Source organism: Williamsia sp. Y721 (assembly GCF_059683565.1).
The window spans coordinates 578869-604122 of sequence record NZ_JCASNH010000001.1 but is presented as its reverse complement, the minus strand read 5'-3'; the positions used below and the strand labels follow the sequence as shown (position 1 = coordinate 604122).

The following is a 25254-nucleotide window of genomic DNA, read 5'->3' as shown; positions in this document are numbered from 1 at the left end:
ATGTTGTGGTCGAACCAGATACACCACTTTCGGCCTTGCGAACACGCGTTCGACTCGGTAGAGTGGAGTCAGTTGACCACAAGCACGACGTATCTGACGCCTTCCCCGCAGAGAACACTCCGGTCGACGCCCCCGGTTTGCTCTCTCCTTGGAAGGTGCTGTGCCATGCGACTTCTCGAGATGGTCGACGATCTGGTCGACCTGGTCATACCCGATGATCCAACTGCCACGTTGGGCATGGCTAAGGATCTGATCACCCTACGTAACGCCACCGAGCATCAACTCGCGGTGTGCACCGCGGTGATCGACGAGTCGGGTATCGCCCGTAAGGAGGGGTCTACCACGTCAAAGTTGTTGCAGTCCAACGGAGCAGCGCCAGTATCTGCGTACCGCTGGTTACGTATCGGCGCAGGCTTGACGGGTCTGGATCGTACCGCCGGGTATTCGCGGGACGGGTTCCTGTCCTCCGAACACGTGGACGCAGTGGTCAAGGGCGTCGCCCATATCGTTGGCCGGTCCGAAGAGGCTGTGACATCCGAGCAGCAGGTCGGCTTTGAGCGGAAACTGTTGAACCACGCCATCTCCGGAGCACCACCCGCAGAGATCAGCGCGGCGGCCCGAGCGCTGGGGAACGAGGTGGCGAAAGACACGGGTGGTCCGCCGCCGGCGGAGGACCGGTCGCTGAACAGTCTCGAATACAAAGTTCACGAGGGCCGCTGTGTCGGCACATTCGATCTTGATGCGGTGATCGGGGAAAAGCTGTTCTCCGCGTTGGACTTCTGGTCAAGGGCGCGTCCTGAACCCGACGGCTCCGATGATCCGCGTTCCCCAACCCAGCGCCGCGCTGATGCGTTACATCAACTGTTGGATTGCGGCGGCGGCGGGCAAACACTGGTGTCGGCGCCCCGGACCGAGGTAATGGTCACCGTGCCCGCCGACCACCCCGAGGCTGCCACACTGCCGTGGATGGGGCCGGTCACCGAAGCGACCGCCGCGATGTTGGCGTGCGATTCGCTGATCACGTCGATCACTCTCGACGGGGAACAAGTCCCCATCGATCTGAGTCCGCCGAAACGTCTGTTCAAGGGTTTGGTCCGCAAGGCGATCATCATCCGTGACGTCTGCTGCGTGAAATGTGGGGCGAAAGCGACCTGGTCGGACTGTCACCACATCGTGCACTTTGTCGACGGCGGTGCCACCACCCTCGAGAACGGGTGTCTGCTGTGCCGCACCTGCCACATGGCGGTTCACAACACCGACTGGGACGTCATCATGGGCTCCGACGGACACCCGTGGCTGATCCCACCCGCCGACATCGACCCACAACGAAAACCTTTACCGGCCTACAACCGACGAACCCTCACCCTCGCCGCCTGAACCAACTCTCCACCACCGTCACCACTTCTCCCCCCACCGGCGCACCCGAGATCTTTTCGGGACCGCGCACGCATCCTTGACAACTCCATAGTGTGAAACGCACGGTGCTGCCGTCCGGACGAAGTCCGCTCCATCGGACAGACGGGCTGGGCGGCAGCACCACCCCGGCCTCGCCATGGGTAACGTGAAGGCCGTGTGTGAAGCAGCAGGCCTTCCCGTCGCAGAGGCGAAAGCCGTCCAGTCGATCTGGCAGGAGCTCGATCTGCCTGGACTCATCGACGTACACACCCACTTCATGCCGAAATCGGTGATGGACAAGGTGTGGGGCTACTTCGATTCGGTGGGCCCGCTGGTCGGTCGCGAATGGCCGATCACCTATCGCGCCGATGAAGACCAACGGATCGAGACGCTGCGGGACTTCGGCGTCCGTGCATTCACGTCGATGATCTACCCACACAAACCGGACATGGCTGTCTGGCTGAACAGTTGGGCCGCCGATTTTGCGGCCCGCACACCCGACTGTCTGCATACGGCCACGTTCTACCCGGAGGTATCGGCGCCGAAGTACGTTGCCGACGCCATCGAAGCCGGTGCAGCAGTGCTCAAGTCGCATATCCAGGTCGGCGACTACAGTCCCCTCGATCCACTACTCGACGATGTCTGGGGCACGATCTCCGACGCTGCCGTACCCGTGGTGATCCACTGCGGGTCCGGACCAGCACCGGGAACGTACACCGGCCCCGGGCCCATCGCCGAACTACTGCAACGCTTTCCACAGCTGCCACTGATCATCGCGCATATGGGCATGCCCGAGTACAACGATTTTCTGGACCTGGCAGGCACCTACGGCAACGTCCACCTCGACACGACCATGGCGTTCACCGCTTTCGCCGAGGAAGGCGCACCGTTCCCGGTCGAATCGCGGCACAAGCTGATCGACCTGGGTGATCGCATCCTGTGGGGCAGCGACTTTCCGAATATTCCGTACACCTACACCAGTGCCCTCGAAGCCGTCACCGCACTCGGCCTGGGCGACGACTGGGTACGCGGCGTCCTGCACCACAACGCGGCGCGCCTGTTCGGTCTCGAAACTCCGGAACTCGACCGGTAGCCCTTCTTCCCGGGCTAGCTCTGCCGCGCCGCCTGCGCCGCGATCCGCGCCTGCACTTCGGGGCGCCGCAGCGGGGGCACCGTCTTGGGCGGCTGCCGTCGTGGCGGCAACGCTTGCAGCAACTCCATGGTCGCTGCCGTGACCCGTTCGACGGCGAGTTCGAAGGCTTCGACATTCGCCGGCGACGGTTTTTGTACGCCGCTCACCTTGCGCACGTATTGTCGCGCCGCCGCTTCGATCTCAACGTCACTTGCGGGAGGCTCCAGCCCTCGGAGCTCGGTTATGTTGCGGCACATGGGCTCAACTCCTCATGGTTTTCGAACTGATCATTCGGCTATCTTGACAACCGCCTTGCCCAGGACTTTTCCGTTCGCCAGATCGTCCAGGGCTTGCGGGAGATCGGCCAGCGCATAGGTGCGGTTGACCGGCGGGCGCATACCGGCGGCGACCATCGCGGTGAGGTCTTCGTGAAGCTGCGCGGGCAGACCGGGATGGGTTCGCACGTACTCACCCCACGCCGCACCGACAACGGAAATGTTGCGGAACAGCACGCGGTTCAGCTTCACCGTCGGAATCCCGCCTGCCGCGAATCCGATCACCACAAACCTGCCGTCCGGGGCGACCTGACGTAGGGCCTCGTCGAACACCTCACCGCCGACCGGGTCGATCAGCACATCGACACCGGTTCCGGTGAGTTCCTTTATCTTTGTGCCCCAGCCCTCTTCGAGCTGAACCACCTCGTCGGCCCCGACGCTGCGCAGCAACTCCTCGGCACCCTTGCGGTGCACGATCGCGATGACCTTCGCGCCCATCGCTTTTGCCACCTGAATGGTGGCAACGCCGACGCCGCCTGCACTGCCGAGCACACCGACGGTCTCACCGGGCTGCAGATTGGCCCTGATCTTCAGCGCAAAGATGGCGGTCTGCAGGTTGATGCCCATCGCCGCGCCTTCGTCGAAACTCAGCTCCGGCGGAATCGGAAGCAACTGCTCATCGGTGGCGACAACCTGCTCGGCAAATCCACCGACCACCGACATCACCTGAACACGGTCGCCGACGGAATATCGGGACGTTGCCGGAGCCTGGGCTACAACGCCCGCCACCTCGGTGCCGGGTGTGAACGGGGTCGGGATCCGGAGCTGGTATTTGCCCTGACTCATCAGGAGGTCGGGAAAGCAGATCCCGCAGGACTTCACGTCGATGAGCAGCTGGTTGTCGGTCGGTACCGGATCAGGCACCTCTGACAACATCAATCCGCTCGGACCAGTCTCTTCGTTCAGTATCTGAGCCTTCATATCGCCCAACCCTACGCGGGGACGCCGATAGGATCACCGGTATGACATCTGTTCCACAGAAGCACGATGACCAGCCCAGTGCGCTCCAACTCCAAGCGGCCGAAGACGCGCCCGGTTTCATGCCGATCGACGAGGCGATCGCTCTCTATCGGGTTGCGCAGCAGTATCTGTCAGCCCCCGACGCAGTGGGAATCGGCGTCGAGATCGGCACCTATTGCGGTAAATCCACTGTCTTTCTCGGTGCCGCGGCGCAACCGCTCGGTGCGGTGATCACCACCATCGATCACCACCGCGGATCCGAAGAACACCAGGCGGGCTGGGAATATCACGACACCAACCTCGTCGACCCGCACACCGGCACACTGGACACCTCAGCCAGGTTCCGGCGGACGATGTGGGACGCCGGACTCGAGGACACCGTCATCGGGTTGCTGGCCACCTCGACAGCAGCAGCCCGCATCTGGGGCCGACCGGCTGATTTTGTGTTCATCGACGGCGGGCACAGCAGCGAGGCCGCGCAAAACGACCTGGCCGGATGGGCACCGTGGGTTCGTCTCGGCGGAGCACTGCTGATCCACGATGTGTTCCCCGATCCCGCCGACGGAGGGCGACCTCCCTTCGAGATCTACGAGAAGGCCCTGAAGACGGGCCAGTTCACCGAGGTCGACGCGCAGGGCTCACTGCGGGTTCTGCGACGCGACGCCGGAAACCCAGGTCAGTCCCTGTTCTAGCCGGGTCTGTTCTAGACGGGTCGGTTCTGAACGGGTCTGGGCAATCGGTGCAGTTGCACGTGAAACACAGAATCGTCGTCGATCGTGGCGGTCATGTACGTGCAGTGCGGTTGCCGCCGGCGATCGGTCGGCGACCCCGGATTCAACAGCCGCAGCCCGGTGTCGGTTGTGGTGTCCCAGGGGATGTGACTGTGGCCGAACACCAGGACGTCGGTGTCCGGATATGCCGCCGACATTCGCTTTTCCCGTCCCGTCGCGGCCCCGGTCTCATGGGTGACGGTGAACCGTAGGCCACCGAGTACGACGTCTGCGCGCTCGGGCATCCGAGCGCGCAGATCGTCACCGTCGTTGTTGCCCCAGCACGCGATCAACCGCGCCGCACGCGCCTCGAGGGCTTCGAACGACGCCAGATTCACCCAGTCGCCGGCGTGGATGACCACGTCGGCGCGGTCCACCGCCTCCCAGACCGGTGCAGGCAGGTCCCGGGCCCGCTTGGGGATGTGGGTGTCAGAGATGAGAAGAAGTTCCACACCTCAACCGTAACCCGCCACGGGACCTCACCCCGAATACTGCTCGCGCACTTTTCGTTTGAGGATCTTCCCGGTGGCACTACGCGGAAACGGCGCCAGGTCGAACACCACGGCTGCGGGCACCTTGTAGTCGGCCAGCGCGCCGCGCACGATGTCTTGAACGTCGGCCACCGTCAGGTTCACACCCTCCCGCGGCGCAACCGCAGCGACCACCACCTCGCCACGCCTCTCATCGGGAACACCGAACACCGCGACTTCGGTGAACTTGTCAGAGGCCATCAGCGCCAGCTCGACTTCGGCGCAGTAGATGTTCTCCCCCGCCGAGATCACCATGTCTTTCTTCCGATCGACAACGAACACCAGGCCGTTGCTGTCGAGGTAGCCCAGATCGCCACTGCGATACCAGGATCCATCTAGAGCCGCGGCCGTCTCGGCGGGTCGATCGAGGTATCCCGCCATCACCAGCGGACCCCGGATCTCCAGCTCGCCGATCTCCCCTGCGGGCAAGACCGTGCCGGTATCGTCCACCACCCGTACCGACATCACCGGGCTCAACGGCCCCGACGAGTCCGGGTATGCGGCAAGCAGATCACCACCCGCGGTGCACACGCTTCCGGCAGCCTCTGTCATCCCCCAGCCCACACTCCGTCCGGCTGATGGGAGTACCTGGCTGATCCGATTCACCAGGTCAGGTGGTGTTGCCTGCCCGGCAGGTGCCACGTTGACCAGGCTTGCGAGGGCCTCCGGCGGCGGGTTGGTGGCCAGCAGGTCGGTGATCACCATCGGCGGACCCGCCAGCATCGCCAGCTTGTGCTTGGCGATCAATCCCATCGCGGTTTCCGCGTTCCACCGATTCTGGATCACCACGAACCCACCGGAGGTCATCGAGGTGAGGATGCAGACCAGGCCAGAGGTGTGGAACAGCGGAAAGATGAGCAGCGCCGACAAACTCGGCATCAAACCGCGCAGCGCGTCAGGCTCCATCCCGTACTTGTGGGCGTTCGTGAGGATGTTGACCTCTTTGATCATCCGCAGGTTCATGACCATCGTGCAGATGTTGCGTTGCGTCAGTAGAACGCCTTTGCTCCGGCCAGAGGTGCCCGAGGTGAACAGGATCAAACACAATGATTCCGGGTGGACCGAGACCGGCGCCGGTGGATCGAACGACTCCCCCATGACATCGGCATACGATCGAGCGGGCCCGCCGGGCAGTTCGTCGCCAACCACCAACAGCGATACATCTGAGCCCGCCGCACGCACCAGCGACGCTCGCTTGTCATCGACGATCACGACCGCGCAGTTGGCATCGGCGAGCGCGTGACCGATCTCCGCGACGGACTCCCGGCTGTTGAACAGCACCGCCGCGCCGCCACAACGGGCTATGGCCATGATCGAAACCACGTACGCCAGTTGGTTTTTCATCAGGACGCCGACTCGACTCCCGGGTCCGACGCCATACTCGGCCACCAGCGCACCTGCCAGATGTCCGGCCTGCTCGGCAACCTCTCGATAGGTGTATTCGACGCCATCGGAGATCAGCAAAGTGTTGTCGGAATACGTTTTGACGAGCTCGCGGAACACCACGTCCAGCGACGCCGGAGCGTCACGATAGACCGGCATGGACTCCCCGCGGACCGTGGCCGTTGCCAACGCAAAAGGGCCGTCCGGCCCGGTCAGCTCAGATTCCAGCTTGCGATAGAGGGATATCGGTTCGAGGACTGCGGTCACGTTCGGCTACCTCCTTGGCTGCATATGCCACCGAGCATATGAGAACAGGTTCTAGTTTATGAAGAAAAGCCGGAACCCGCCTCACCCGGCCTGCTCGATGATTGCGTCGGCGACAACCTGCGGGAACTCTTCGGGTATCCAATGGGTGCCGCCTGCGACCTCGACGTACCGATACGGCCCGCTCACATGTTGCGCGCAGCGCGCCGGACCGGCAGCGGTGATCGCGATGTCATCGGTACTCCAGATGAACGTCGTCGGGACTGCGACGGCGCCGATGTCATGGGTGTCGAGCGGCATGGCCCGATACCAGTTCAGCGCTGCGGTCAGGGCGCCCGGCTCGGACAACACCGCGAGGTGCCGCTCGACGGTCTGACCCGGTACGGCATCGCCGTACCCCAACCGCAGGGCCACGCAGTCGTCGGCCAACAGCGCCTTCTCTGGCTCGTCAGGCGTGGCGAAGTACTCCATGTAGCCCGATCGTTCCTGCTGGTCAGGATCATTGTCGCGCGCCCAGGCAAACGCCGCCGGATGCGGCACCGACACCGCGGTCAACGTATGCAGCCGTTCCGGGTGCGCAGCGGCGACCGCCCAGGCGACAATCGCGCCCCAGTCATGTCCGACCAGATGCACCTTCGACAGGTCGAGAGCATCGCAGAGTCCGATGACGTCGGCGATCAACTCCGGCAACCGATAGTCGCTGATCGACCCGGGCCGCGCTCCCGGCGAGTAGCCACGCTGATCGGGGGCCACCGAGGCGATGCCGGCGTCGGCCAGTAGCTCCGAGACCGCCGACCACGAGGCGGACGTCTCCGGGAACCCGTGGAGCAGGACTGCCACGTCACCCGATCCCGCCGGGGGCGTCCACGAGGTGACCGTGAACTCGAGGTCGCGGGTGGACACTGTGGAAACCTTCGCATCTGCGGGGCACATGAAGGGGATTCTCATCGATCGCGGCGGACTCTGCAAGGATTTGCACTGTGCGAACAGGCGGCGAAAGTGTTTGGGCGACAACGTCTGCCAATTGACCGATTCATCAACACATCCGGCGACTCCCCGCTAATCTGCAGCAATGCGCGCAGCGGTCATCGAAGGTGGAAGGTTTGTCGTCCGCGACGTCGCCGAGCCGGAACCCGCACCCGATGAGCTGTTGATCCGGGTCCACGGCTGCGGGGTCTGCGGCTCCGACCTCAAGACCTATCCCCTGCTGCCCGACGGCGCGATCATGGGGCACGAGTTCGCCGGCGAGGTTGTCGGCGCCGGAACCGCTGTCGCCGATCAGTGGGCCGAAGGCACCCCGGTCGCGTCGATGCCGGTGATCGGATGCGGCACATGTCAGCACTGCGTGGCAGGCGACCCGGCCCGGTGCGCCACACCGCAGGCCCTCGGACTCGGGATCCGGCCAGGCGCATTCGCCGAATACGTCACCGTGTCCGCATCCGGCACCGTGGCACTCGATCCGGCCGTCGACCTGCGGTTCGGCGCACTCGTCGAACCACTGGCCGTCGGCCTGCACGCGATGAACCGGGGCAGCGCGACCAGCGACGACCGCCTATTGGTTGTCGGGTCCGGGCCGGTGGGCCTATCCGTGGTGATCTGGGCACGGGCGCAGGGAATCACCGACATCACCGTCTGCGATCCGGTGGCACAGCGACGGCAGGCGGCACTCGATCTCGGTGCCACCCACGCTGTCGACCCGGCCGGCGAAAGCGTCGGAACGGACTTCGATCTCGTCGTCGAATGCGTTGGCAAGACCGGAATGATCGCCACCTGCCTCGACGCGGCCGGACCAAGCGGCCGGATCGTCATTGCCGGGGTCTGCATGGAACCGGACACGTTCATGCCGCTTGGCGCCATCGTCAAAGACGTCACCATGAACTTTGTCAGCTACTACACAGTCGACGAATTCCGCACCGCTGCCGCAGCATTGGCTGATGGCAGCCTCCGACTCGACGGCTTTGTCAGCGGCTACTCGACCCTGGACGACCTCCAAGAGGTCGTCGATGGTCTATCCCATCCGAGTGACCAGCAAAAGGTCATCATCACGCCTTAGGAGAGCACCATGGAATCAAGCCCGCTTGCCATCATCACCGGCGGCGCCTCCGGCATCGGATGGGCCAGCGCGCAAACGCTGAGCGCCAGAGGATTTCAGGTGGTGATCGCCGACATCAACGCCGACGCCGCCCGCGAACGCGCCGCCGAACTCGGCGATGAGGCAGTGGCCGCCACCGTCGATGTCGCGGACGAGGATTCGGTGCGTACGCTATTCGAGTCCGTCAGCACGAACCACGGTCAACTGACCTCGGTGGTCAACTGCGCAGGTCTGACCATCCCCGGCGCGCTGGCAGACCTGAGTCTGGCCGATTGGAACACCACCATCGCAGTCTGTCAGACCGGCACGTTCCTGACGTTCAAATATGCTGCGCGGCATATCGCCGACGGCGGTTCCATCGTCACCATCGCCTCACTCAACGGCCGTCAACCCGCGCCCGGCCTGGGCGCCTACTGCGCGGCAAAGGCCGCGGCACTGATGCTGACCCAGGTTGCCGCCCTCGAACTCGGCGAGCGCGGCATCCGTGTGAACGCGATCTCCCCGGGTTTGGTCGACACACCACTGGTCGCCGGATTGTCCCTGGTCCCAGGGATGACCGAGGACTACATCGAGAACACCCCACTCGGGCGAAGTGGCAAACCCGAAGAGATTGCCGCGATGGTTGCCTACCTGTTGTCCGACGAGGCTTCCTGGATCACCGGCTCAGCCTTCGACATCAACGGCGGCGCCCACACCAAGCGCTATCCAGATCTGCTCAAACATGTTGCTGCAATGGGCTTGTGAATATCACACCCAGGGAACCGAACCGCCGAGTTGACCGGTCACCTCATCGGCGACCGAGCTGACGAGCGCGCCCCGCCTGTTCACTTCCGTACCCGCCATCGGCGCAGAACAGCCCAGAACACAGAGTGCCCCGACCACCTCACCTCCGGCATCGAAGATCGGCGCATTCACCGACAGCGGGTGATACCAGGCGCTCTCGTCGATGGCACCGACCAACACATCGGCATCCAGGTTCTGTTGACCGTCCACAAACGCAGCGGTGCGTCGCGAACCCCGAACACCGGAACCCGTCGCAGCCGAGGCCAGGGCATGAATGCGCCCCGCGTCCGTCGGGTACTGCTCGACCGCAAAACGCCGGGCCCGCACCGCGGCGAGGCGTTCGGCAAGGCGTTGATCGTGCTGCGCAGGCACCGGACTGCGGTCGAGCCAGTCGGCGATGGCCAGGTCATCCGACCACGCAACCAGCACGGAACCCAGCGGGGGCCGAAAGGTGATCCGGTCACCTGATCGCAGATTCAGCCCACCTCCGCTGACCTGCCCGGCATCCCGAACACCGGCTATCAACAGGTCGTCCCCGGAAGGTACTACAACACAACATGATTGGCCGGTCATCTCGGCGAGCTCCGCGATCGCGCGCGACGTCGGCACCAGTTCGGCGATACTGCGACCGGCTGCTTCACCGATGCGCGCCAGTGCCGGACCCAGTCGATAGACCTTGCTGCTCGGATGTTTGACCACCCATCCGACCCGCGTGAGCTCGGTGAGCATCGGATAGACGGTGGCCTTGTCGAGCCCGAGGAGCGCCGCTATGTCGGTGAGACTGCAGCGCCGGCCCGGTGGATCACTGAGCATCTCGACCACGTCGACGAGGCGTTCGGTCTGCGGGGACCGCCGTACTGTCATTTCCCGGGCGACATCCTGCCGAGATGACGTGTCAAGAACTGGATCTGGTGGCGTGCAGCGGCCTCGAACCACGGTTGCCCGGAATAGATGCCGAAGTGATCGCAGGGATAGTGGCGCACTTCAGCTCGGGCCTTCACTGCGGCGTTGGCCGCCGGATGCGTCGGCGCACTCCGATCGAAGTCGGCAATCTGCATCAGGACCGGGCACCCGATGTCGCCGGCGTCCCGATCGGGCCGATAGCCACCGATCTCCGGACCGATCGCCGCATCGATGGTGTTCTGCCACGTCGGCCCGGCGATCGCGAGGTAGTCCTGCCGATAGCCCGGCAACGTCAAGGCACCGATCTCACCCGGCTCGGCGACGATCGGCATCATCTTCGGTGTCCGACCGGCGGCCCGACGAACCCGGCTCCGCAATCCCAGTGCGGTCGAGCGCGCTATCGCCGACGCCGGCAGGTTCGCATACGCCAGCCGTCCGGCCGCCAGACCGTTGACCAACGGTGTCATCGAGACGATCGCAGCCAGGTCGTCGCGTCCGGCACCCACGGAGAGAACATGTCCTCCGGACAACGAAACACCCCACAGCACAACCCGGTTCGGGTCGACGCCCTCGATCGTCTTCACAGCCGCGATGGCGGCACGGTAATCCTCGAGCTGACCCTCGATCGACACCGTCTGCCGATGTTGGCCACCTGAAGACCCGAATCCACGGTAGTCGAAGGCGAACACATCCAGACCACTGGCGGCCAGCGCCGTGGCGAAGGGCTCCAGGCCGGAATCCTTTGTCCCACCGAGTCCGTGCGCCATCACCACTATCGGGGTACCCGCGGGACCTTTGAAAGCATCGGTGCCTGCCCGGAAGTACCAGGCATCGCATTCGACCCCATCGCTGTAGAAGGTCCGGGTCAGGTAGTGCCCGGAGTCCGAACTGCCGGTGCCGGGGGTGACTGTCTGCGCGGTCATGCGGTCACCGCCCAACGGGGCGCACCGAGGTCGGCGGCCCGGGCCAGACCATCCGGCAACTCCTTGGTCCGCATGTCGTGCTCGTAGATGAAGTAGTCGACCTGCTGGGTGTGCCGCGGCCGATCGAGCATGTGGCCGGTGTACTTCTGCTGGTCACTCACGATCACCTCCTCCATCACCTCGGTGGTCGGCAGCCGGTATCTGCCTGCGGCATAGGCGCCGAGTAGCCGGGACTGGCATTCGACGAACGGGAACAGTGTGGGGGTCGACTGCGCGAATCCGATGAACACCAGGTCGTCGATCCCCGGCTTGAACATCCGCTTGTACAGCGGAATCTGGTTGTCGGGCGCGCTGATGAAGTCTTTGTCGAAGAACGGGAAGGTGATGTTGTACCCGGTGGCATAGACGATCACATCGAACTCACCGCTGGTGCCGTCCTCAAAATGCACGGTGGCCCCGTCGAGTTCGCGAACATTCGGCTTGGGGATCACATCACCCGAGCCCAGTCGCAGTGGCAGCTCCACCGACTGTGTCGGATGTGCTTCGAACAGTTTGTGGTTGGGCGTGGGCAGTCCGTAGTTCTCCGGCCGACCCGACAGCATCGGGTGTCCCAGCTGGACCAGCTTGCGCTGCCAGGACAGGGGCAGATACGGCGTGGTCTGGTAGTACTTGTCCGCAGGTTTACCTGCTATGTACTTCGGGACGATCCAGGCGCCCGATCGCGTCGACAGTGTCACCTCGTTGCGCAATGTCTTGGACGACAGTTCCACAGCGATGTCGGCCGCGCTGTTACCCAGGCCGACAACGAGTATCCGCTTGCCGGTCAGGGGCAACGGATCCTGCGGATCGATGTAGTGATGCGCATGGATCGACTGGCCACTGAAGGTTCCAGGGAAATCGGCGCGGCGCGCATCCCAGTGATGCCCGTTGCCCACCACGAGCAGATCGAACCTTCGGGTCTCGCCGGCCTGGGTCTGCAACTCCCAGCCTCCGCCGTCGAGCCTGCGGGCGTGGGTCACCCCGTTCTGGAACTCGATGTTGTCCTTGAGGTCGAACGCGTCGGCGTAGGCATCCAGATACGACTTGATCTGGGAGTGATGCGGAAAGTCGGGATAGTCCTCCGGCATCGGGAAGTCCTTGAACGACAGACGATGCTTGGAGGTGTCGATGTGTAGCGAACGGTAGGCGCTGCTGTACCCGTTGGGATTCTTGAACGCCCAGTTGCCGCCGACCCGATCCGAGACCTCGAAACAGGTGTACGGAATGCCGTAGTCGTTCAATATCTTTCCGGCTGTCAATCCACTGATACCGGCGCCGATGACAGCCGTGGTCGGACCCTGCATGAGAGCTCCTGAGGCATCTAGTTGACACATTCTGCAATCTGTTGACCCGAGAGTACACAGATCGAAGAATGTGTCTACCAGTTTTGCTATGTTTGCCTCGTGACAGATTCCGTCGATGCCCGCACCGTTCACGATCGACTCCTCGATGCCGCCGAAGTATGCCTCGCGGCCAAGGGCATTCGGGCGACCACCGTGCTGGAGGTCGCCGAGACCGCAGGTGTGTCGCGGGCCTGGCTGTACCGGCACTTTTCGGACAAGTCGGCGCTACTCGGCGCCACGATAGTCCGACTCAACGATGCATTCTGGGCGGATGCACGGCAGAGACTGGCCGGATTTGACCAGTTCGACGCCCAATTGGCCGCAGGCGTCGCCCACGGCCGCAGCGCATACGATTCGCCGGGAGCGCTGACGATGAAGCTACGCATGAGTGAACCCGAGGAGTTTGCCGCCTGCGCGGGTATCGGGGTACAGGGTCTGGTGCCGGACCTCGCGGCGTTCTGGCGAGACTATGTGATCGCCGCCCGCGACCGCGGCGACATCCATCCGCAGACCGACATCGCCGAGGCCTCCGAGTGGGTGGCCCGGGTACTCATCAACCTGACAACGGTTCCCAGTCCCAGCCTGGACCCCGACGACCAAGCCGCGGTGAGGCGCTACTTCCGGCGCTACGTGATGCCGGGACTGCAAACCGCTCCCGCACAGTAGTTCTCGGCCGGACGCGTCTCAGGAGTGATGCCGAACGATATCGTTCACCACATGATGTCCGGATCGGCACCGAGCCGATCGCCGGTGTTGAGCCCATCGATCTGCGCCATCTGGTCGTCGGTGAGCTCGAAATCGAATACGCCGAAGTTCGACTCGATACGGTCGGGTGCCGACGACTTCGGGATCACCACCGTATCGCGCTGCAGATGCCAGCGAAGGACCACTTGGGCCGGCGTCTTCGACTGGGCTGCAGCGATATCCACGATCTCCGGGATGGCAAGAGTACTTCCCTGCCCCAGCGGTCCCCAGGCTTCGGTGACGATTCCGAGCGATGCATGGAACTCGCGTATTTCATTCTGTGCGAGTCTCGGGTGCAACTCGATCTGGTTGACGACGGGGACCTCACCGGTACCCTCGATCAACTCCTCGAGGTGCGCGCGGGTGAAGTTGGAGACACCGATCGAGCGGATCACGCCGTCGGCCTTCAGCTTCTGGAAGGCCCGAAACGTATCGACGAACTTGCCCTCCTTCGCCAGCGGCCAATGAATCAGGTACATGTCGACATAGTCGAGACCCAAAGTGGCCAGCGACTTCTCGAAGGCCCGCATCGTGGTGTCGTAGCCCTGATCGTCGTTCCACAACTTCGTGGTCACGAATAGTTCAGATCGCGGAACCGGTGATGCCCGAACCGCCCGGCCGACACCTGCCTCGTTTCCGTACATCGCCGCGGTGTCGACACTGCGGTAGCCACACCCGATCGCGTGCGTGAGCGCCTCCTCGGCGGCGTCGTCGGCCACCTGATAGACCCCGTAGCCGACTGCCGGAATCACATTGCCGTCCAGCAGGTTCACAGTCTCACCCATGATGTACTCCTCAGATCTTCTTTCGCGGACGAACTGGCCTGATCGCGGACGGCCGATACTCGGCACCACAGCCTGAAGAAAAGACTAAGTTGCCTACGCTGTCTCGTCAATGTGAAACACCATCTTGCAATCCGAGAGACTTCGAACTCTGAGCAACAGTGTTACGTCTTCATGAAGAGACATCGATCAGGTGCGATTCGCGTTGACAGGACGTCGACTTAGCCAGGATTCTGTCTCATATTGCGAGTCACTAGCTTGCATGAAGAGACGGATAAGACAGGAGCGCCACATGGCGTACGTCATCACCAGCCCGTGCATCGACGAGACAGACAAGTCGTGCATGGAGGAATGCCCCGTCGATTGCATCTACGAGGGCGATCGGATGATGTACATCCACCCCGACGAATGCGTCGATTGCGGTCGTTGCGAACCGGTCTGCCCGGTGATCTCGATCTTCCACGAGGAGGACGTACCCGAAGATCGGACCGTGTTCATCGGCATCAACGAACAGTTCTTCGCGAACATCGGATCCCCCGGGGGCGCCAGAAAGGTCGGGGTCATCGGCAAGGACCACCCGACCATCGCCGCGTGGGAGGTCACCGAATGACAAATACGGCACCGACGCAGATCACGGTGGACCTGTTGGTCATCGGGGCCGGACCGGCCGGTCTCTACGGGACGTACTACGCCGGCTTCCGGGGCATGTCCGTCGCGTTGATGGACTCGCTGCCGCAGGTGGGTGGACAAGTGGCGGCCCTGTACCCGGAGAAGCAGATCTTCGACATCGCCGGCTTCCCCGCTGTCAAAGGGCAGGAACTGATCGATTCCCTGTACACACAGGCACTGCAGAGCGAACCGAACCTGCTCCTCGGCCAGACCGCAGCGAAACTCGAAACCCATCCCGACAGCGTCTCGGTCACCACCGATACCGGAACCACCGTGCACGCCAAAGCCGTACTCATCACCGGCGGCGTCGGTAGTTTCGAACCTCGCCAGTTGCCGGTCGGCTCCGACTACGAGGGCCGTGGTCTGCGCTACTTCGTCCCGCGCCTGAACGACCTCGCCGGCCATGACGTCGTCATCGTCGGCGGCGGCGACTCCGCCCTCGACTGGGCACTGGGGCTCGAGAAGATCGCGGCGTCGGTGACCCTTGTACACCGCAGGCCGGTGTTCCGCGCTCACGAACGCAGCATCGCCCTGCTCGCACAATCGACGGTCACGGTCATGACGCCGTATGAAATCGCGGCTGTCACCGGCGACGACAACGTTGCCGAGGTGACCGTCCGGCACGCGAAGAACTCAGAAAACGTTGCCCTGCCCGCGAACTCGATCGTGGCGGCCCTGGGGTTCATCGCCGACCTCGGACCTCTTGATTCCTGGGGCTTGGAACAAGACAAGCGGCGCATCGTCGTCGGGCGCGACATGCAGACGTCGATCCCCCGGGTCTTCGCGGCCGGGGACATCAGCGAGTACCCGAGCAAGACACGTCTGATGAGTGTCGGATTCGGTGAAGCGGCGGCCGCGGTGAACAATCTCGCGCCGCTTGTCGATGCGAACCTGTCCGTGACACCGGGACACTCTTCCGACAGCTAGTGTCGCGGTACCAGAAACGACGACGGCGAGTTGTGGTCACGTTCACCACAACTCGCCGTCATCTGGTTCTCGTCAGCGCCGGCCCTGAAGAGGACAAACCCCTCAGAGGATGAAGCTCAGTCGCGCACCGGGGTCCATCGCCTCGTTCGTCAGAGTGGCGCGCCGCAACGTGAACGCGAGGGCCTCGTCGGTCACGAGCAGCTCGTGATCGTAGCGACCGACGTAGTAGAACGCACCCCCGTCGCGGAAACGGTGGATCACGAAGTTGGCACTCACCCGCAACCTGGCTCCGTCACGCCCGAGGATCCGGACGTTGCTCACCAATCGAGTTGTTCGCGAATGCGGGTTCTCGGCGTGCGCTTTTCGGCTCTTGAGGCGTTTGACCCGCGCGTTCAGCAGATCCCAGTCATCGGCGACAAAGTATCCCGCCGCCTCGGGGCCCAAGCCTCGCGCGTCGGTTGTCGGGACGAGCATCGACGCCCCTGGAACAAACCGGGTCAGCCATTCTTCGAGCTCCCAGTCATCGAGAAGTGCTGCCTCGTCGTAGAAGAACTCTTCGACCTCCCCACGGGAGACCGCCCGGTCACTTCCGGTGGACACATCCAATTCGATTGCAGCAGTCATCATCCGACCTTTCCGCTGACGCCGTCGATTTCGCCGACGCGCCTGCTCCAGTGCCTCCAGAAGCTGCGCATCGCACCTTCATCGATCGATCGTCCGCGCGGGCCGCGCAGGTCGTCTCCCATACCGCGGGACATGTCACTCCAGTCCAGGTCCACGGAATCGAAGCCTGCGGTGGCGGATACTCCGCGCTGAACCGCTTCATACGCTTCGATGTCGTCCGGTGTTGCCAGTCCGCCCGGACCGACGAAACTCGCCATCGTCTTGAGCCGCAACGCCCGCACATCCGCAGGCTCACCGTTCTCGACGAACTGCCAGGCGCGGACATCGGTCACTCCCGGCTCCACCGGCTCTAGCTGCCGGATGGTCAGGGATTCGAGGTCGAAGAGCAGAAGATTGGGGAATACGAACAGGATTCGTGATGCATTCGCCACGTCGTCCGCACGCTCGGCACCCAGTCGCTCTGCCATCTCCGCGCGCTTGCCCTCGATACGGGTCTTCTCCGCTTCACCGAAGCGCGGTTCCCAGATCATGCCGATGCGGCCGTTGTGGCCGGTCAGGATGAGCAGTCCGTGGCCTTGTCCGAGATCATGGGCGTACTGGTCGTGGTCGGTGACGGCGAAGCCCGTCTCCCGCAGGTAGCCGACAAACGTGTTGTGGGTGGGTGCGAAATGATAGCCATCCATGGCATTTTCGACAGCGAGCTTCCAGTTGCCGCGCACGCTGTACTTCTGCACGCCGGGAAGGGTGGTCATCCCGTCTTTGCCGATCGACGCGGTCATGGTCATGTAATCCGCGGCCGGACCGAGATGTTCGAGCAGTGGCGGGACGCCTTCGTCGAAGGCCACGAAGACAAAACCTTCGTGGATGTCCAGACGCGGGACCCGGCGCAGCGAAAGCGAATCGACGAACTCGCTTGCCTCCGGGTAGGCGCCACTATCCGGCAGGGCGGCGAGTTCACCGGAATTGCGGAAAGTCCAGGCGTGATAGAAGCACTGGAAGTTCTTGGTACGCCCTTCGGCTTCCCGGCAGAGGATCGTTCCGCGGTGGGGGCACGCATTGAGATACGCCTGCACAACACCGTTCGAGTCCCTGACAAAGATCAGGGGGCGTCCGCCGAGTGTTCGGGTCTTGAAATCACCGGCGACCGGGATCTCGGTTTCGTGACCCAGGTAGAGCCAGGTACGGCCCCAGATCTCGTTGCGCTCCCGATTGAAGACGGCATTTTCCCGGTAGGCGCCACGGTGAACTTTGAAGGTCAGCGCATCCCAATCCTGCGCGATCAACGAGTTCCCGACGTCCAGACGTTCAGCATCCGGCGCTGCGGGCAGCGTAGTGGTCATGGTGCACTCACATTTCGTTGTGGTTGTTCAGTGCGAGACATCGTCTCGCACTACGAGATATTCGATCAAGCCCTCGATGCCTTGTCAATTCGTCCGGAGAGCCGGAAAGCGAGGTTTACGAGCATGTTTCACGGCCGTAACCTCCCGGCCCGGCCGCCGGTTCTGATCCGGTGCAACAACACGGCCGCAACGCCCGCGATCGCGGCGAGGATACCGAAGGCCAGGGGCCACGAGGTCGCCTCGACGATCACGCCCATCAAGGGGGGCGTGATCGCCATCCCGAGCGCGACGGCCGTGTTCTGAACACCCAGGATCAGACCGATCTTCTTCGGATCGGCCAGCTCCCCGATGGCCGTGAATGCGAGCCCATTCCAACTGATCGCCGCGAATCCTGCACAGACCAGCACGATCACCGCGACAACTCCACCGACCAGTTCGCCGAGCACCGCGAGTGCGAACAGCACGCTCGTCACCACCGCGACGTACTGCAAGGGGGCGATGCGGACACCTCGCCGGTCGGAGAGGACCCCGAGTCCGATACGAGCCGCGCCACCGCCGAGCTGAACGAGGGCCAGCAGTCCGGCGGCAGCCACCGCCGACATGGCATGCCCGTCGACCAGGTAGACGACCAAGAACCCGACGACCGTGAGTTGGGGCACAACGAGGAGGAATGAGACCAGACACAACTGCACGACGGCGCTGCGATTGCCGGTGCGGATCTCGGATCCGTCTGCGCCGGAGGGTGCTTCGACGGGCCCACCCGGATCGCGGACGAATATCCACACCACAATTGCGCCGGCACCGCAGGCTCCCGCCGCGACCAGCAAAGCGCCCGCGAGCCCCCACATCCCCGCGACGGCAGGCAAAGTCAGCGATGCCACTGCCGCACCGAGTGGGATCGCCGTCTGCCGCGCTCCCATCGCCAGACCACGCTCGGAGCGCGGGAACCACAGGATGACCGCACGCCCGCTGGCAGCGTTCACGCTTGCGCAGGCGGCGCCCGCCAGAACCATCGACACCATCAACGCCCACACCGTTGTCGAGACTGCGGCACAGACCAGGGCCGCGGCACTGAGAAAGAGACCGACCGTCATCACCCGACGCTCACCGATCCGGTCGGCGAGCAGGCCCCAGGGTACGAGGAACAGCAGCAACCCGATCGTGCTGGCGGCCAACACGAACCCGAGTTCGGTCAACGACAGCGAGAACCGGGAACGCAGGATCGGCGACAAACTGGGCATGCCCTGTAGCACCGAAGCCGCAGATGCCTGGGCGAAGACGCCCGCAGCCAGGACCACCCACCGGTATCGGCGGGCCGGGCGGTCGCCGGGCACCGGGACGAACGCCTGTTCTTCCGTATGCGTCATGTCGGGTCGCCCCAACTCATAAACACCGGGGACCATCTCATGAATCGGCCCATCTCATGATTCATCGTGCACTGCGTGATACTCCTCGTTGAGTGACGTCAGCGGGTCGTGGGCCCGCGTCGAATCACCGTTGCCAGGGCCAACATTCGCGTTGACTGCCCGACAATCGGTGGATTCGCTTCAGATACGAGGCGGGGTCGACCCCGTCAAGGGCCGACCCCTACATCTAGACGATGCCTCGAACGAATGGTTTGCCCAGCGCTCTCGGTTCTCGCAGCGCGCCGCTGATCACCACCATCGCGACCAGCGCGAGCACATACGGTGCCGCGATCAACATCTGCGAATTGAGCTCGAATCCCAAGGCGGGCAATGCGAGCCGGAGCGCATCGGCGAATCCGAAGAGCAGGCATCCGAGCAGCGTGCGGCGCAAGCGCCACGCACCGAAGATGACGGCGGCCAGAACGATGAAGCCGCGACCTCCGGTCATGTTCGCGTTGAACGAACCGACTTCGCCGACGGCCAGATACGCCCCACCCAGACCCGAGCAGAGCCCACACCACAGCAATGCCTGCCTGCGCAGCCTGTTCACGTCCAGACCGGTCGCGTCGGCGGCCTGCGGGTTGTCACCGATGGCGCGCAGATTGAGGCCCCAGCGACTACGTTCGACCAACCACCAGGTCAGTGGGATCAGAACCACCAACAGATACATCGGCCAGCGTTCGACAAACAATGCCTGCCCGATCACCGGTATGTCCCGGAGTATCGGAATGCTCATCAGTGACACCTGATGATTCGAGAAGTCGGCCAGTGAGATCAGGTACGTGGTGAGACCGAGGACGAGTGTGTTGAGCACCAGGCCCACCACAAAGGTGTTGACGTTCAGGCGATGTGACAGGTTGCCGTGGATCAGACCGACGATCATGCCGATGATTGCACCACCGATCAGACCGATGGTCGCGCTGCCCGTTTCACTGGCGATCGCGATGGACGAGAATGCGCCGGCCAACATCATCGACTCGACCGAGATGTTCTGGGTACCTCCGCGTTCCGCCAGGTACTCGCCGCACGCGGCGAATGCCAGTGGCGCGGTGAGCCGCATCGCGCTGGACAGGATGATTCCGATGTCGTCTGGACTCATGACACTTGCTGCGCTTTCTTCGACAGTTTGTTACTGGCGAACGACAGTGCCGGGGCAATGACACATGCCAGCACCAGCAGTGACTGCACGACGTTCACCAGATAGATGGGCACGCCGGTCGCCGACAGGAATGCCGAGCCTGTTCGCAAGGCGCCGAACACGATTGCGACCGGAATCGCGACCATCGGCCGGTTTCGGGCGATCAGTGCGATGAGCATGCCATCCCAGCCGATGTTGTTGGCCACCGCGGGCTGGAGCCGGAAAACCGAACTCTCGACCACTACCGCGCCTGCGAGTCCGGCGCAGGCGCCGGAGATCATCAGAGCCACCGCACCGGCGAGCGCCACCCGTACACCCGCATGCTGTGCGGTCAACGGGTTCAGGCCGACGATGCCCATGGTGAAACCCCATCGGCTGCGGGCCAGTACCACCGCGATGATCACGGTGAGCACGAGGCCGATGATCAGTCCGACGTTGACGCTCAGATCGGGATACTGCCCGACCGAAGGCAACCGGTAATCCTTGGGCAACAGCGCCGATTGGTTGGCACCCGTGCTGGAGGCGTCGGTCTTCGGTTCCTGCAACAGCCACGGAACACTGACCATGTAGCTGACGACCTGGACCGCGATGAACGACATCAACAACGTGCTGACAACGATGTTCACACCACGGATACGGTGCAGTAGAGAACTGACCCCGGCCCACAGCCCACCGAAGATCGCGCCGACCACGATGCTCACGGTGATCACCAGTATCGGCGGACCGGACATACGGAGCCCGATGAACATCGCCATCAGGGCGCCGATCAGTACCTGCCCCTCCTGACCGATGTTGAAGGCGCCCGCCCGGTTACAGACACAGGCACCCACTGCCACGATCAGCAGTGGCGCCGCGGCGAGAAGTGTTTGCGACCACGATGCGGCATCGGACATGCTGCCCTCGAACAGGGCAACCGCCACTGCGCTCGGCGAGCCGCCGGTTGCCGCGACCAGGATGGTCGAGAGCAGTAGCGCCACCGCGAGCGCGAGGATCGTCAGCCACGCTTGCGCAAGCGCACCGGGCCCCGGCGCGATCCGTGTCACCGCGCGTCGGAGAAACTCCGAAGGCGGCCGAGTACTCGACGGCGGTGGCGGCGCGGGCTCCTTGTCCAGGATCGATGTGGTACTCATGCTGCTTCCTCACCGCCCAAGAGCATTCCGAGCCGCTCGGCAGTGGCGTCGGGTGTCCGGACCACGCCGGCGATCCGACCGTCGGAGATCACCGCGATCCGGGAGCACAGAGCGGTGACCTCTTCGAGTTCTGTACTGATCAGCAACACCGCGACTCCCTGTTCTGCGGCCTTACGCAGATGCATGTACATGTCCTCGATCGCGCCGATGTCGAGTCCGTGTGTCGGCTGGGCCGCAACGAGCACTGTGGGGTTGGCGGCCAGTTCACGCGCCAGCACCACCCGTTGCTGGTTGCCACCGGAGAGGTTGCGAACCGGAGTGTCGATCGACGGGGTCGAGATCCGGTGACGGGCAACCAGTTCCTCGGCGTGCTTCCGAATCTCTCTGCGTCGCAACCATCCTCGTTTCGATAACGTGTCAAGGTCCTTGAACACGAGATTGTCGGCAACGCTGAGATCGAGCACAACGCCGCAACGGTGCCGGTCCTCGGGGATGACACCGACGCCGGCTTTGCGCAGCGCGCCCGGCTTCGACATCGGGACGGTGCGTCCGGCCACCTTGAGTTCGCCTCCCACCGAGGGCACCAGTCCGCACAGCACGTCACCGAGCTCTGCCTGACCGTTGCCCTCCACGCCGTAGAGCCCGACGATCTCTCCCCTGCGAAGTTGCAGTGACACACCGTCGAGCACGGCCCGGCCATCGGCATTCTTCATCGTCAGGCCATCGAGTTCCAAAACCGCAGGCTCCGAATCGGTTTCCTGGACCTCGGGGGCGTCGACGCCGAGCGAGCGGGTGGCAACACCATCGAGCGCGACCCCGAGTGCGGGGGCCGAGTGGTCGAGCGAGACGTCCCGGCCCACCATCTGCCTCGCCAGGATCTGCGGGGTCGTGTCGGCCGTGGCGGCACGGAAGACCACCCGCCCCTTGCGCAGCACGGTCACCCGGTCGGTGGCGGCCGAGATCTCCGCCAACTTGTGACTGATCAGGACCACGGCACGGTTTTCGGTGGAGACCACCGTGCGAAGCACCTCGAACAATTCGGCCGACTCGGCCGCCGTCAGCACCGATGTCGGTTCGTCCAGAATCAGGATCTGCGGGTCCCGCCGCAGACACTTGACGATCTCGACCCGCTGGCGTTGCCCGGCGGACATCTCCCCAACCACCGCCATCGGATCGATCGGGAGGCCATATCGGCTCGAGACCGCTTCGACCTCACTGCATGCCCGATCACGGTCAATCGCACCGCGCTCGCCCAAAACGACGTTCTCCCAGACGGTCAGGGCATCGATGAGGCTGAAGTGCTGATGCACCATGCCGATTCCCAGTTGCAGGGCGTCGTACGGCGACCGTATCTCGACCCGCTTGCCGCTGCGCATGATCGTTCCGTCGTCCGGTTGCACGAGCCCGAGCAGCACCTTCATCAAGGTCGACTTGCCGGCACCGTTCTCACCGAGCAGTCCGTGGATCTCACCCGTTCGTGCCGAGAGGTCGATGGCGTCACAAGCCACAACCGACCCGTATGCCTTGGTGATCCCGCGGGCCGCCAGAGCAGGCGGGGGAACTCCCACTTCGAAAACCTCAGAGAGCGGTCCGGTTTCGACCACCCGCGTCAGCGGCGTCCGATCCCCCGGCGCCCACACCTGCTCACCGGTCATGGTCTACACGCCCGACTTGGCGACGACGTCGTCCGGCACGATCTCACCGGTACCGATCTTCTCGATGAAGGCGGCCAGTTCAGCGTTCTGGGCTTCGGTGCCGTTACACAGCTTGACGGTCGGAACAGAGTCCTTGCCCATGTGCCATTCGCGCACCTCGCCCATCTTGAGCTCACCGTCCTTGAACTTCTCCAGCGCGGCGGCGAAATATGCACCCGGATCGAAGATCACCGAGACACCCCATTTGATGGCCGTCTCGCCGCAGCGGTCGGTACCCGGGGTCGACAGGATGACGCCTGCTTCGGTTCCGAGCTCACCAACGCTGTCCGTCGCACCACCCAGATACGGGTAGAGAGCCTCGACGCCCTGGCTGATCTGCGCCTGAGCCGCTTCCCGCGCCTTCGCAGAGTCGTTGAAGTCACCGGTGTACGTGGTCGCGAGAGTCGCATTCGGGACCAGCTGTTTGATCCCCGCCTCGAACGCCTTGGCAGCCATCACCGAGAAGTCGAGCTCGGGACCGGAAATGTAACCCGCCTTGGTGGCGTTCCGCTCCCGCATCAGGATGCCGTTTGCGTAACCGGCGGCGAGCATGGCCTCGTTGACGAAGTCCTTCGACACGGTGACGTTGGGTGTCGGCGTGATCCCCGTGCCGGCCGGGGAATACCAGTTGGTGTTGGCGCAGACCGGTTCCTCCGCCGCAGGCAGCGCATCCTTGAGTTCCTGCGCGGCGATCGCGATGAGGTCGACGTTCTGCCTGCACAGGTTACGAGCCTGTTCGAGCACAGCCGCCGGGTTGACCGAGCCGACTTTGATCAGGGTCCAGTCATTCGCGTCGACGACCTTCTGCGCGTTCGTCACGAACGTTTCGTAGTACCCGTTGTCGTTCAGGTCACCGGGACTGAGCACGCCGACAACAACTTTGCCGTCACCGTTCACGTCGGGCTGAGATCCGGACGTCGACTGTGCGGACCCGCCACCGCCGGTGTCACTGTTACCGCGGTCCGAGCACGCGGTGAGTGCGGCCAGCGCGACGCATGCGACCGCCGCAGTTTGAATGATGCGCGATTTTGACATTGTTCAATCCCTCCAAGGGAGTGAGATGGATCAGGGATGGGGGCAGATCACAGGTCCGCGTAGGCAATCCGTTCTTGCTGGAACAGCGCGCCGCCTTCGGCCCGGACGAAATGGGGGAAGCCCATCCGGCCGACCGGCGCGACACGTGTGGGGTCGATGCGATCCGGTTCCAGGAGTATCGATTCGTCGACGGTGATCGAGACGACCTCGGCGAGCACGATGTGTACCCCGGAGAATCGAACGTCCGGCTCACCCCGGTCGATCACGTCTAGCACACGGCATTCCAGGTTGGCCGGGCTGTCGATGAGGGACGGCACGGCGACAACCTGGGATTCGGTTGTCCCCCACCCCGTGATATCCAACTCCGACACGTCATTTGGGTATTCGCGTGCGACCGCTTCGATGTGATCGGCCATGGCGCCGCCGGTGACGTTGACGACGAACTCACCCGTACGTTCGATGTTGGCCCAGGTGTCCTTCGGTCCGTCGGTTGCCTCGCGGAGGGTTCCGATCGTGATGGCGATCGTCGGCGGTTGACCGCAGACCGGCATGTAGTAGCTGTACGGCGCGACATTGACCGTGCCGTCGGCGGAGACGGTGGTGATCATGGCGATCGGCCGAGGAATGATCAGATGCGAGAGCAGGCCCTGCTTCTGCGCCGGGGTTCGACCAGCCAGATCGACGACCTGCCGGGTGGACGAGCGACTGCTCGTGGGTGACTGGGAGGCGTTCACAGAGTTTGTCCTTTGACTCAATACGGGATGGCGTACCGCTTTATGAGATGGTTTCCGGTTTCCGTGGCCGTGTCAATCGGCAGAGGACGCCATCCCGAAGACGAAACACAGTATTAAGGGATGTAATGCATCAGTAACGAAAGATGCTGCTGACAGCGGGAATCTGCCACATTTCGACC

25 protein-coding genes are annotated in these 25254 nt (G+C 63.5%); 8 read left to right on the top strand and 17 right to left on the bottom strand.

Features of this window, described 5'->3' with window-relative positions:
- The first annotated feature begins 165 nt into the window (after positions 1–165).
- Together AC56PL_RS02670 and AC56PL_RS02665 are read left to right on the top strand one after the other, a co-directional pair.
- Positions 166–1377 (top strand): HNH endonuclease, encoded by a 1212-nt coding sequence (locus tag AC56PL_RS02670; RefSeq protein WP_497152947.1) that lies wholly within the window; start codon positions 166–168, stop codon positions 1375–1377.
- Between the two features lie 175 nt (positions 1378–1552).
- Complete coding sequence (locus AC56PL_RS02665; protein WP_497152946.1) at positions 1553–2488, top strand: amidohydrolase family protein; 936 nt, start codon at positions 1553–1555, stop codon at positions 2486–2488.
- A gap of 14 nt (positions 2489–2502) precedes the next feature.
- Here AC56PL_RS02665 and AC56PL_RS02660 read toward each other — a convergent pair whose 3' ends face one another.
- Both AC56PL_RS02660 and AC56PL_RS02655 read right to left on the bottom strand, forming a co-directional pair.
- Positions 2503–2784, bottom strand: coding sequence for a DUF2277 family protein (locus AC56PL_RS02660; protein WP_495514874.1), 282 nt, complete (start codon positions 2782–2784; stop codon positions 2503–2505).
- 30 nt (positions 2785–2814) lie between these two features.
- On the bottom strand, positions 2815–3783 hold the full coding sequence (locus tag AC56PL_RS02655; protein ID WP_497152945.1) for an NADPH:quinone oxidoreductase family protein: 969 nt from the start codon (positions 3781–3783) through the stop codon (positions 2815–2817).
- A 41-nt stretch (positions 3784–3824) separates the two neighbouring features.
- On the opposite strand from AC56PL_RS02655, the gene AC56PL_RS02650 reads away from it, so the two are divergent.
- Positions 3825–4514 carry a class I SAM-dependent methyltransferase gene (locus AC56PL_RS02650; protein ID WP_497152944.1) on the top strand — a complete coding sequence of 230 codons (690 nt, stop codon included), beginning with the start codon at positions 3825–3827 and terminating at the stop codon, positions 4512–4514.
- An 11-nt stretch (positions 4515–4525) separates the two neighbouring features.
- Here AC56PL_RS02650 and AC56PL_RS02645 read toward each other — a convergent pair whose 3' ends face one another.
- The 3 genes from AC56PL_RS02645 to AC56PL_RS02635 form a co-directional block, all read right to left on the bottom strand.
- On the bottom strand, positions 4526–5044 hold the full coding sequence (locus tag AC56PL_RS02645; RefSeq protein ID WP_497152943.1) for a metallophosphoesterase family protein: 519 nt from the start codon (positions 5042–5044) through the stop codon (positions 4526–4528).
- Between the two features lie 27 nt (positions 5045–5071).
- Positions 5072–6772, bottom strand: coding sequence for a class I adenylate-forming enzyme family protein (locus AC56PL_RS02640; protein ID WP_497152942.1), 1701 nt, complete (start codon positions 6770–6772; stop codon positions 5072–5074).
- Between the two features lie 81 nt (positions 6773–6853).
- Positions 6854–7672: an alpha/beta fold hydrolase gene (locus AC56PL_RS02635; RefSeq protein WP_497152941.1), complete on the bottom strand. Its 819-nt coding sequence runs from the start codon at positions 7670–7672 to the stop codon at positions 6854–6856.
- 169 nt (positions 7673–7841) lie between these two features.
- On the opposite strand from AC56PL_RS02635, the gene AC56PL_RS02630 reads away from it, so the two are divergent.
- The gene (locus AC56PL_RS02630) at positions 7842–8822 is read left to right on the top strand and encodes a zinc-dependent alcohol dehydrogenase (RefSeq protein WP_497152940.1); all 981 of its coding nucleotides are present in this window, start codon (positions 7842–7844) and stop codon (positions 8820–8822) included.
- A 9-nt stretch (positions 8823–8831) separates the two neighbouring features.
- Positions 8832–9605 (top strand): SDR family oxidoreductase, encoded by a 774-nt coding sequence (locus tag AC56PL_RS02625; protein WP_495514867.1) that lies wholly within the window; start codon positions 8832–8834, stop codon positions 9603–9605.
- Positions 9606–9608: 3 nt separating this feature from the next.
- Here AC56PL_RS02625 and AC56PL_RS02620 read toward each other — a convergent pair whose 3' ends face one another.
- The 3 genes from AC56PL_RS02620 to AC56PL_RS02610 are packed head-to-tail and all read right to left on the bottom strand — an operon-like array spanning position 9609 to position 12813.
- Positions 9609–10508, bottom strand: a complete 900-nt coding sequence (locus AC56PL_RS02620; RefSeq protein ID WP_497152939.1) for an IclR family transcriptional regulator — start codon at positions 10506–10508, stop codon at positions 9609–9611.
- A complete protein-coding gene (locus tag AC56PL_RS02615; RefSeq protein WP_497152938.1) occupies positions 10505–11470 on the bottom strand; it encodes an alpha/beta hydrolase in 966 nt (321 codons plus the stop codon). Before AC56PL_RS02615 ends, AC56PL_RS02620 begins: the two co-directional genes overlap by 4 nt.
- The gene (locus tag AC56PL_RS02610) at positions 11467–12813 is read right to left on the bottom strand and encodes an NAD(P)-binding domain-containing protein (RefSeq protein WP_495514864.1); all 1347 of its coding nucleotides are present in this window, start codon (positions 12811–12813) and stop codon (positions 11467–11469) included. Before AC56PL_RS02610 ends, AC56PL_RS02615 begins: the two co-directional genes overlap by 4 nt.
- Before the next feature lie 99 nt (positions 12814–12912).
- Between AC56PL_RS02610 and AC56PL_RS02605 the strand changes: the two genes are divergently transcribed.
- Positions 12913–13518, top strand: coding sequence for a TetR family transcriptional regulator (locus tag AC56PL_RS02605; protein ID WP_495514863.1), 606 nt, complete (start codon positions 12913–12915; stop codon positions 13516–13518).
- Between the two features lie 44 nt (positions 13519–13562).
- On the opposite strand, the gene AC56PL_RS02600 is transcribed toward AC56PL_RS02605, so the two are convergent.
- A complete protein-coding gene (locus AC56PL_RS02600; RefSeq protein WP_497152937.1) occupies positions 13563–14381 on the bottom strand; it encodes an aldo/keto reductase in 819 nt (272 codons plus the stop codon).
- A 289-nt stretch (positions 14382–14670) separates the two neighbouring features.
- Here AC56PL_RS02600 and fdxA point away from each other — a divergent pair, with 289 nt between their 5' ends.
- Both fdxA and AC56PL_RS02590 read left to right on the top strand, forming a co-directional pair.
- Positions 14671–14988 (top strand): ferredoxin, encoded by a 318-nt coding sequence (fdxA, locus tag AC56PL_RS02595; RefSeq protein WP_495514861.1) that lies wholly within the window; start codon positions 14671–14673, stop codon positions 14986–14988.
- On the top strand, positions 14985–15974 hold the full coding sequence (locus AC56PL_RS02590) for an NAD(P)/FAD-dependent oxidoreductase (protein WP_497152936.1): 990 nt from the start codon (positions 14985–14987) through the stop codon (positions 15972–15974). The genes fdxA and AC56PL_RS02590 overlap by 4 nt, the downstream gene beginning before the upstream one ends.
- A 102-nt stretch (positions 15975–16076) precedes the next feature.
- Here the strand turns inward: AC56PL_RS02590 and AC56PL_RS02585 are convergent, their stop codons facing one another.
- The 8 genes from AC56PL_RS02585 to AC56PL_RS02550 all read right to left on the bottom strand — a co-directional run bounded on the left by AC56PL_RS02585 (position 16077) and on the right by AC56PL_RS02550 (position 25075).
- The gene (locus AC56PL_RS02585) at positions 16077–16598 is read right to left on the bottom strand and encodes an aromatic-ring-hydroxylating dioxygenase subunit beta (protein ID WP_497152935.1); all 522 of its coding nucleotides are present in this window, start codon (positions 16596–16598) and stop codon (positions 16077–16079) included.
- Positions 16598–17938, bottom strand: coding sequence for an SRPBCC family protein (locus tag AC56PL_RS02580; RefSeq protein WP_495514858.1), 1341 nt, complete (start codon positions 17936–17938; stop codon positions 16598–16600). The genes AC56PL_RS02585 and AC56PL_RS02580 overlap by 1 nt, the downstream gene beginning before the upstream one ends.
- A 128-nt stretch (positions 17939–18066) precedes the next feature.
- Positions 18067–19305, bottom strand: a complete 1239-nt coding sequence (locus tag AC56PL_RS02575; protein WP_495514857.1) for an MFS transporter — start codon at positions 19303–19305, stop codon at positions 18067–18069.
- Positions 19306–19531: 226 nt separating this feature from the next.
- Complete coding sequence (locus AC56PL_RS02570) at positions 19532–20443, bottom strand: ABC transporter permease subunit (protein WP_495514856.1); 912 nt, start codon at positions 20441–20443, stop codon at positions 19532–19534.
- Complete coding sequence (locus AC56PL_RS02565) at positions 20440–21612, bottom strand: ABC transporter permease subunit (RefSeq protein WP_495514855.1); 1173 nt, start codon at positions 21610–21612, stop codon at positions 20440–20442. The genes AC56PL_RS02570 and AC56PL_RS02565 overlap by 4 nt, the downstream gene beginning before the upstream one ends.
- Complete coding sequence (locus tag AC56PL_RS02560) at positions 21609–23267, bottom strand: ABC transporter ATP-binding protein (protein WP_497152934.1); 1659 nt, start codon at positions 23265–23267, stop codon at positions 21609–21611. Before AC56PL_RS02560 ends, AC56PL_RS02565 begins: the two co-directional genes overlap by 4 nt.
- Before the next feature lie 3 nt (positions 23268–23270).
- The gene (locus AC56PL_RS02555) at positions 23271–24341 is read right to left on the bottom strand and encodes a BMP family ABC transporter substrate-binding protein (protein WP_495514853.1); all 1071 of its coding nucleotides are present in this window, start codon (positions 24339–24341) and stop codon (positions 23271–23273) included.
- A gap of 47 nt (positions 24342–24388) precedes the next feature.
- Positions 24389–25075 (bottom strand): flavin reductase, encoded by a 687-nt coding sequence (locus tag AC56PL_RS02550; protein WP_495514852.1) that lies wholly within the window; start codon positions 25073–25075, stop codon positions 24389–24391.
- Positions 25076–25254 lie beyond the last annotated feature (179 nt).

Coding starts and splice junctions, on each gene's coding strand:
- AC56PL_RS02670 (WP_497152947.1), top strand. CDS start 166: ATGCGACTTCTCGAGATGGTCGACGATCTGGTCGACCTGGTCATACCC.
- AC56PL_RS02665 (WP_497152946.1), top strand. CDS start 1,553: ATGGGTAACGTGAAGGCCGTGTGTGAAGCAGCAGGCCTTCCCGTCGCA.
- AC56PL_RS02660 (WP_495514874.1), bottom strand. CDS start 2,784: ATGTGCCGCAACATAACCGAGCTCCGAGGGCTGGAGCCTCCCGCAAGT.
- AC56PL_RS02655 (WP_497152945.1), bottom strand. CDS start 3,783: ATGAAGGCTCAGATACTGAACGAAGAGACTGGTCCGAGCGGATTGATG.
- AC56PL_RS02650 (WP_497152944.1), top strand. CDS start 3,825: ATGACATCTGTTCCACAGAAGCACGATGACCAGCCCAGTGCGCTCCAA.
- AC56PL_RS02630 (WP_497152940.1), top strand. CDS start 7,842: ATGCGCGCAGCGGTCATCGAAGGTGGAAGGTTTGTCGTCCGCGACGTC.
- AC56PL_RS02625 (WP_495514867.1), top strand. CDS start 8,832: ATGGAATCAAGCCCGCTTGCCATCATCACCGGCGGCGCCTCCGGCATC.
- AC56PL_RS02620 (WP_497152939.1), bottom strand. CDS start 10,508: ATGACAGTACGGCGGTCCCCGCAGACCGAACGCCTCGTCGACGTGGTC.
- AC56PL_RS02615 (WP_497152938.1), bottom strand. CDS start 11,470: ATGACCGCGCAGACAGTCACCCCCGGCACCGGCAGTTCGGACTCCGGG.
- AC56PL_RS02610 (WP_495514864.1), bottom strand. CDS start 12,813: ATGCAGGGTCCGACCACGGCTGTCATCGGCGCCGGTATCAGTGGATTG.
- AC56PL_RS02600 (WP_497152937.1), bottom strand. CDS start 14,381: ATGGGTGAGACTGTGAACCTGCTGGACGGCAATGTGATTCCGGCAGTC.
- fdxA (WP_495514861.1), top strand. CDS start 14,671: ATGGCGTACGTCATCACCAGCCCGTGCATCGACGAGACAGACAAGTCG.
- AC56PL_RS02590 (WP_497152936.1), top strand. CDS start 14,985: ATGACAAATACGGCACCGACGCAGATCACGGTGGACCTGTTGGTCATC.
- AC56PL_RS02585 (WP_497152935.1), bottom strand. CDS start 16,598: ATGACTGCTGCAATCGAATTGGATGTGTCCACCGGAAGTGACCGGGCG.
- AC56PL_RS02580 (WP_495514858.1), bottom strand. CDS start 17,938: ATGACCACTACGCTGCCCGCAGCGCCGGATGCTGAACGTCTGGACGTC.
- AC56PL_RS02575 (WP_495514857.1), bottom strand. CDS start 19,305: ATGACGCATACGGAAGAACAGGCGTTCGTCCCGGTGCCCGGCGACCGC.
- AC56PL_RS02570 (WP_495514856.1), bottom strand. CDS start 20,443: ATGAGTCCAGACGACATCGGAATCATCCTGTCCAGCGCGATGCGGCTC.
- AC56PL_RS02565 (WP_495514855.1), bottom strand. CDS start 21,612: ATGAGTACCACATCGATCCTGGACAAGGAGCCCGCGCCGCCACCGCCG.
- AC56PL_RS02560 (WP_497152934.1), bottom strand. CDS start 23,267: ATGACCGGTGAGCAGGTGTGGGCGCCGGGGGATCGGACGCCGCTGACG.
- AC56PL_RS02555 (WP_495514853.1), bottom strand. CDS start 24,341: ATGTCAAAATCGCGCATCATTCAAACTGCGGCGGTCGCATGCGTCGCG.